The organism is Methanobrevibacter sp., from assembly GCF_045644645.1.
Lineage (GTDB): Archaea > Methanobacteriota > Methanobacteria > Methanobacteriales > Methanobacteriaceae > Methanocatella.
The window spans coordinates 1-3,276 of the sequence record NZ_JAZRHE010000144.1; the positions used below are offsets into that span (position 1 = coordinate 1).

The following is a 3,276-nucleotide window of genomic DNA, read 5'->3' on the forward strand; positions in this document are numbered from 1 at the left end:
TGGATTTGTACAGTTCTATACAAAATATCTGAAAATTACCTTCCTTACTCATATTCACACCTCCTCCGAAAAAACAAACTCTCCATGAGTCTGTTCTTCTCCAAAACCGAGTGCCCAAGGTTCGAGTCCTTGTACCCCTGCCACGTAAAATACCGCAAATCTGCGGTATTTTTTATTCTTTTATAAAATTTTTATTTTATATTCAGTAATATCTATTTTAATACATTTATATCCATTCCGCCGTCAAAGTCGGCGTCACAGCCGTCGAATAATTGTTCAGTAAAAAAATATAAAACAGGTTTTTACAGAAAATGCCACCTCACCGAAAACACCAAATAACAAGGATTCAGCTTGCTATCTGAAGATTTTTATGAGGTGGCATTTAAAATTTCCTGTTAATAACATCCTAACAAATTAAAATATATAAATTTTATTATATATTTTAATCATCAACATTTTTCTGACAATCAAATTTATCATTTGTATAAAAGACCAAAAAAATTTTTAAACATAAAAACTCTTGATGCAACAACAGAAAAAAGCATTGTACTTCGTGTCACAAAAACACAAAATACAATGCTTTTTGATTTATTATCTGTTATTCTAACATTTTTCGCCACATAAAGCAGAAAAGCCGAATTTGTCAATTCGCTTTTTTTGACAAATTCAGCTTAATATCTTTTACTATTCGTTTTTTTAATAGATTTTTCAAAAAAATTGAATTAACAAATTCGGTTTTTCTGCTTTATGTGGCGAAAAATGTTAGAATAACAGTTAATAAATCAAAAAGCATTGTATTTTGTGTTTTTTGTGGCACGAAGTACAATGCTTTTTTCTATTGTTGCATCAAGAGTTTTTATGTTAAAAATTTTTTTAATCTTTTATACTGTAAATGTCAAGTCAAAATGTATAATTTCGCCAAGTTAAAATGTACAATTTCGGCGAGTAGCATATTCCGTGATATTTGTCAAGGGTAAAACAAGCAGACATCTGCCCTTGACAAATATCCCGGAATATGCGTTTTTTTTAATTACGAGGTAAAAGGATTTACCTCTCTTAACAACTACTGCTTAATCTCTGAATCTTCATCAAAGAGATTTCGATTCTTGATTCTGTAGGAATGTCCTGTGATTTTGATAATTTCACAGTGATGTACTAATCTATCAATAATTGCATTTGCTATTACCGCATCTCCAAAAACATCAGGCCATTTTGAGAAAGATTGATTTGTGGTAAGTATTGTAGGTCTGAATTCATATCTTGCCGCTATCAATTGGAAAAAGCCGTATGCAGCTGCTTTATCAACCGGAAGATATCCGATTTCGTCAATTATCAGAACTGTATATTTAAGATAGTGCTTTACCACTTGTTCTACCCTGTTTTCTTTTGCTGCACGTTTGAATTTCTCCATTAACTGGGCAAAATTAATGAAATACGTTGATATTCTTTGACTGGCTGCCTCAATTCCTATGGCTGTGGCAAGATGTGTTTTACCCACTCCACTTGAACCAATAAAGATAATGTTTGTTTTCGTTTCTATGAAACGCAAGCTTGTTAAATCTGCTATTTGGTCTTTGTTTACTGATGGCTGGTACGAAAAATCAAAATCCTTAAAAGTTTTAATATATGGGAAATGTGATGTAATAATATTAATCTTCTTTGCTCTTTCTGCACGAAATTCAATTTCTGCATTCGTAAGTTCCAATAGTGAATCTAAAAGAGTTGTTTGATTTTTTGTTGATTTATCAATAACATTCGGAATAATTTCAAGCATTTTTGTAAGTGAAAGTTCTTCCATGTTGTTTCTTAATACATTAAAGTTTGTCATATATCTCAAGATTCCTTTCTGCAATAGCTGCAATCTCATCATTTGAAAGTCTTCTTAATGAACTGCATTTAGCGATTTCCATATAGTCTTGACGATTAAAATTAGTAATCTTTGACGTTTTATCCCAATGACGTATAAAATGTCCCTTGTAACTAATATTAAAGCCTGTACCCTCATCTTCAATATCTACATATTTGCCGATATATTTAGGTGGTACTGAATACTTTCTTCCTTCATAACTTATCAATGACTCTATACTTACTTTTCTTGTAACAGTTTCTTTAAAATATCCTGTAAGAATGTCAAGGTCTGTTTTTATCAAATAAGGTTTTTCAATATCAAGTAATTCAAGTGGTGGTTTGCCTGTTGCCTGACATTTTTCAGAATTGATTTGCTCATTTAGTTCTGCGGTAATTCTTTTAATATCATCAAAATCAATTATGTCACCGCTGTAAACTTTCAATCTGTTCATAAGCTTCGCTGTAACTTCTACTTTGCCTTTTGTTTCGGGACGGTATGCTACGCAAGCTTTCGGAACAAACCCACAATCAGCGGAAAACATACTGAATGCATCATTAAATACAGGATCATTGTATTGTGTACGTGCTTTATCAATAATTGAACGCATATTATCGAATAGTATTTCATGAGGTACTCCACCTATGTATTTAAAGGCTTTAACAAGACATTCTTCCACAGTCTGTAAATCTCTTGTTTCAGTTACACAAAGAAACTTTGTTCTTGAAAATCCGAGAATTAACAAAAATACATTAAATTTTATCATATCACCATCTTTTGTTTTAAATTTTAATGATTCTTTCCAATCTACCTGAGCCTGAATCCCCGGATTTGTTTCAAAACGAATAACAGCTTGTTTTTGTTTTTCAAGATTAAGATTATGAATATAGTCTTTAATTGTGGTATATGAACCTGTATATCTGTGATGGTTTTTGAGATAATTGTAAATAGCAATAGCAGGAGCTCCTGTTTTTACTTTTTCTTCAATAATCAATTCGAAGCCATCTGTTTTTCTTGGTCTGTTTACTTTTGGTGGGGATAAATTGTTTTTTACGGCATTAACAGCATTAGAGACCGTTCTGCGATCGCAGCCATATTGCCGAGCTATCTTTGAACAATTGATATTTACTTCCGAATTATCTTTAAGCATAAATTTCACCTTCTCATAAATGTCTTTTCTGTAATTCATTTTCATCACTCCCAAATAGATTATACTCTATTCAGAAGTGCTTTGCCAGAATTGTACATTTTGAGTTGGCTTTTTTGTACATTTTCATTTTAACATTTATACCTTTTAATGTTTTTATTTTTTCTGCTCTAGTAATTATTTCAACCCATTTAGCATTAAACAGAGCTTCATTAATTTTACAATTTTTAAAATTATTCTTACATAATTCGGATTGAGTAATATATTTTTTCATAATATTTTT

General features: G+C 31.1%; 3 protein-coding genes. All 3 read right to left on the reverse strand.

Annotated elements, in window-relative coordinates; translation table 11 throughout:
- Positions 1-1,063 precede the first annotated feature (1,063 nt).
- Positions 1,064-1,870 carry an IS21-like element helper ATPase IstB gene (gene istB, locus ACKI4K_RS08645; protein WP_407424225.1) on the reverse strand — a complete coding sequence of 269 codons (807 nt, stop codon included), beginning with the start codon at positions 1,868-1,870 and terminating at the stop codon, positions 1,064-1,066.
- Positions 1,815-3,035, reverse strand: coding sequence for an IS21 family transposase (istA, locus tag ACKI4K_RS08650; protein ID WP_407424227.1), 1,221 nt, complete (start codon positions 3,033-3,035; stop codon positions 1,815-1,817). The genes istB and istA overlap by 56 nt, the downstream gene beginning before the upstream one ends.
- A gap of 31 nt (positions 3,036-3,066) precedes the next feature.
- On the reverse strand, positions 3,067-3,276 hold a 210-nt coding region (locus ACKI4K_RS08655), incomplete at its 5' end, for a hypothetical protein (protein WP_407424229.1).